Source organism: Streptomyces sp. NPDC000941 (assembly GCF_053599555.1).
On the sequence record NZ_JBSFMM010000437.1, the window covers coordinates 1 to 3,997 of the forward strand.

Genomic DNA, 3,997 nt, shown 5'->3' on the forward strand with positions numbered 1-3,997 from the left:
GGGCAGCAGCCGGTGGGCGTCGGCGGAGCTCGGCGGGCCGGGCCGCACCGCGCGGGCGAACAGCGCGCGGACGGCGGCGCGCAGCTCGCGTACGGCGTCGAGCGCGGCCGCGTCCGCGGTGAAGTCCTCGGCGTCCAGCGCGTCCCGCAGCGGCTCGGCCAGCTCGCGCACCCAGGCGGTCAGCCCTTCGGGTGCGGCCAGATCGTCGGCCACCCCGCCGTTCCCGTCGTGGCGGATGGTGACGGCGAGTGCGAGGGCGAGTCGATCGGCGGTCATGGCGCTTAATGGTAGCCTCCCGGTTCAGCCATTAGCCCCCCGGGGGACGTATGAACGAGAAGAACGACCGGACGAGCGCGGACACAGACACAGGCGCCGATACGGGCGCCGATACGGGTGCTGACGGCGCGGCGCGGGTGGTCGCCGCCGTACTGGACGGGCATCAGCGGCTGCGCACCCTGCTGGACGGCCTGACCGAGGCCGCCGTCCGCGAGCCGAGCGCGCTGCCCGGCTGGAGCCGCGCGCATGTGCTGGCGCATCTCGGGGGCGTCGCATCGGCGCTGGCCCGGCAGGCCAGGTTCGCGATGCAGGGTGAGCTGATCGAGGTGTACGACGGGGGCCGCCCGGCCCGGGACGCCGCGATCGAGGCGGGCGCCAAGCGCTCGGCGGACGAGCTGCGGCACACCGTGGCCGAGTCCCTGGCGGAGGCGGAGGGCGCCTTCACCGCGGTGGGCCCGCGGGACTGGGAGCGGCCCGTGCGCTACCGCGACTCGGACGTACGGGGCGTTCTGCTGTGCTGGTGGCGGGAGTTGGAGATCCACACGGCGGACGCTCTGCTCGGCTCCGGCCCCGACGACTGGTCGCGCGACTTCTGCGCGCACACGCTGGACTTCCTCGCCCCGCGCGCACCGCTGGACATCCGGCTGACCCTGGAGGCCACCGACGGACCGGAGCGGCGTACGTACGGCGCAGGCGTTCCGCTGGCCGTACGGGGGCGACTGACCGATCTCACGGCGTGGCTGGCCGGACGCACCCCCGCCGGCCCGCTGGACAGCGGCCCGGCCCCGCTCCCCGAATTCCGCCCCTGGCCTTAGGCCATACCGGCGCGGCCCATAGAGTCCGCCCTCGTGACGAATGTACTCAACCTCTGGAAGGCGGGCCTCGGCGAGGTACCCGAGGACGTATGGGAGCGCACGGGGCTGCGGGTGCTGATCCTCGCGGACAACGGGCTCACCCGCCTCTCCCCTGCCATCGGCCGCCTCCAGCGGCTGCACACGCTCGACCTGGGCCACAACCAACTCGCCGAAGCACCCGGCGAGCTCGGCGAACTGCGGGGCCTGACCCGGTATCTGTATCTGCACGACAACCGTATGACCCGGCTGCCGCCCGAGCTCGGCCAACTGGACGAGCTGGCGTATCTCAACGTCGGCGAGAACCGGATCGGTGAACTGCCTCCGGAGATCGGCGACATGGCGGGGCTGGTCGAGCTGCGCGCGCAACATAACGAGCTGGCCGGGCTGCCCGAGCCGATCGGGCGGCTCGGCCGGCTGCGGGAGCTGTGGCTGCGCGGCAATCGCATCGCGTCCCTGCCCGCCGCCTTCTCCGCGCTCACCCAGCTGCGCCACCTCGAACTGCGGGACAACGCCCTGGAGTCGGTGCCCGAGCCGCTGCGCGGACTGCCGCTGCTGCGCCATCTCGACCTGCGGAGCAACCGGCTGCGCGAGATTCCGGGCTGGATCGCGGAGCCGCCGTCCCTGGAAAAGCTCGATCTGCGCTGGAACGGATTCGAGGAGCGAGGAGACGAGCTGCGGCCGCTGCGGGCGCTCAGGGAAAGGGGCTGCGCCGTGCTCACCTGAGGGGTGTCCGGGCGCGGAAGCTGATAGGCTTCTTGATTTGACCAGCGAACTTCAAAACACAGAAGCTGCTAAAACGGGAGTGTATCAGCACTATGAAAGCCCGTCAAGCCGCCCCCACAGCCCGCGTAGCCTCCTCTGAGCCCTCCTCCGCCCTCGCCGAGGCCCTGCGCACCGAACAGAACCATGTGACCACCCTGTACGAACGGCTCGACACACTGCGCGAGCGGGAAGAGCAAGCCCTGAGCACGGTGCTGCGCGACGGCGCGCACGGCGGGACGCGCCAGGCGCTCGTCGAGCGCGAGGTGCGCGCCGATGAACACGCCGGGAGCGTCGCCCGGTTCAACGGGGTCGAGGGCGGCCTGTGCTTCGGCCGGATCGACCACGCGGACCACGCGGGCGGCGCCGGCCACTACATCGGCCGGATCGGACTGCGCGACGACGCGCACGAACCGCTGCTGATCGACTGGCGGGCGCCGGCCGCCCGCCCCTTCTACGCCGCCTCCCCCACCGCCCCCGGCACCCTGGTGCGCCGCCGCCATCTGCACACCCGGGGCCGGAGGGTGACCGGCATCGACGACGAGGTGTTCGACCTCGACGGCATGGCCGAGTCCGAGCGGCGCGGCCTGGTCGGCGAGGCCGCACTGCTGGCCGCGCTGCGCCGGGGCCGTACCGGCCGGATGACGGACGTGGTGGCCACCATCCAGACCGAGCAGGACCGGGTGATCCGGTCCGGACTCCAGGGGGTACTCGTCGTCCAGGGCGGACCGGGCACCGGAAAGACTGTGGCCGCGCTGCACCGGGCCGCGTATCTGCTCTACACCTACCGCGACACCCTGGCCCGCCGCGGCGTGCTGGTCATCGGCCCCGGCGCGGCCTTTCTGCACTTCATCGGCCAGGTGCTGCCCTCCCTTGGCGAGACCGACGTGGTGCTCACCCCGCTGGGCGGGCTGTTCCCCGGGGTGTCGGCGACCGCCGAGGACGGGGCGCGGGCCGCGGTCGTCAAGGGCGATCCGCGGATGGTGGAGGTGATCGCCGCCGCCGTACGGGACCGGCAGCTGCCGCCCGCGGGCCACGTCGACATCCCGTTGGAAGACGAGGCGCTGCCGCTGCGGCTGTCCCGGCGGGCGTGCGCCCGCGCCCGCGAGCGCGCACAGGCGCTGCACGCGCCGCACAACGTGGCCCGTAAGCGCTTCGTACTCGATCTGCTCGACGCCCTCGTACGGGAGCGGGCGCGGCAGCACGGACGGCCGCTGGACGAGGAGGAGTTGCGCCACGGCCCGGCGGAGCTGTGGGCGCAGCCGCCGGTCCGCGCGGCGCTCGACGCGCTGTGGCCGCCGCTCACCCCGCGGCGGCTGGTCGCGGAGCTGCTTTCGGACCCCGACCGGCTGCGCTCGGCCGCGCCGCCGCTGACCGACGACGAGCGGGCCGCGCTGCTGCGCGCGCCGGACGCGCCGTGGACGGTGGGCGATGTCCCACTGCTGGACGAGGCCGCGGAGCTGCTGGGCACCGACGACTCGGCCGAGCGGGCCAGGGCCCGGGCGGCGGCGGAGGAGCGGCGGGAGGAGGAGCGGTACGCGCGGGGGGTGCTGCAGATCGTCGGCCTGGACGAGGGCGAGGACGACGGGCCCGCCCCGGTGGACGCGGCCGCCCTCGCCGCCCGCCACCTGGACACCGGGCCGGTGCGCAGCACCGCCCAGCGCGCCGCCGCCGACCGCTCCTGGGCCTACGGCCATGTGATCGTGGACGAGGCGCAGGAGTTGTCCGCGATGGCCTGGCGGATGGTGATGCGGCGGGTGCCCACGCGGTCGATGACGGTGGTCGGCGATGTGGCCCAGACCGGCAGCCCGGCCGGGGCGGCCTCCTGGGGGCAGATGCTCGACCCGTACACCCGGGGCGGGTGGCGCGAGGAGCGGCTGACGGTCAACTACCGCACCCCGGCCGAGGTGATGGACCTGGCCGCGGAGGTACTGGCCGAGGTGGCGCCCGAGCTGTCGGCCCCCGAGTCGGTACGCCGGGAAGGACGGCCGCCGGTGGCCGTACGGGCCCCAAGGGGCCGGCTGGCGCGCGAGGTGGCACGGGCCGTCGAGGCCGATCTGGCGGACCTGGCCGAACAGGGCGGCGGCCGGCTCGCGGTGGTGGCCGCC

At 74.2% G+C, this 3,997-nt stretch carries 4 protein-coding genes; 3 read left to right on the forward strand and 1 reads right to left on the reverse strand.

All coding sequences use genetic code 11. The features are described from left to right. The coding region (locus ACWDSL_RS52305; RefSeq protein ID WP_450496702.1) for an ABATE domain-containing protein at nucleotides 1-276 on the reverse strand (276 nt) is incomplete at its 3' end. A 50-nt stretch (nucleotides 277-326) separates the two neighbouring features. On the opposite strand from ACWDSL_RS52305, the gene ACWDSL_RS52310 reads away from it, so the two are divergent. From ACWDSL_RS52310 to ACWDSL_RS52320, 3 genes are all read left to right on the forward strand, one after another. Beyond that, entirely contained in the window at nucleotides 327-1,091 is a 765-nt protein-coding gene (locus tag ACWDSL_RS52310; protein WP_450496703.1) for a maleylpyruvate isomerase family mycothiol-dependent enzyme, read from the forward strand. 33 nt (nucleotides 1,092-1,124) lie between these two features. Further along, a complete protein-coding gene (locus ACWDSL_RS52315) occupies nucleotides 1,125-1,853 on the forward strand; it encodes a leucine-rich repeat domain-containing protein (protein ID WP_450496705.1) in 729 nt (242 codons plus the stop codon). Nucleotides 1,854-1,945: 92 nt separating this feature from the next. After that, a partial coding sequence (locus tag ACWDSL_RS52320; protein ID WP_450496706.1) for a HelD family protein occupies nucleotides 1,946-3,997 on the forward strand: 2,052 nt, incomplete at its 3' end.

What these genes read in the sequence shown, in the direction of transcription:
- ACWDSL_RS52310 (WP_450496703.1), top strand. Translation starts at nt 327, where the DNA reads ATGAACGAGAAGAACGACCGGACGAGCGCGGACACAGACACAGGCGCC.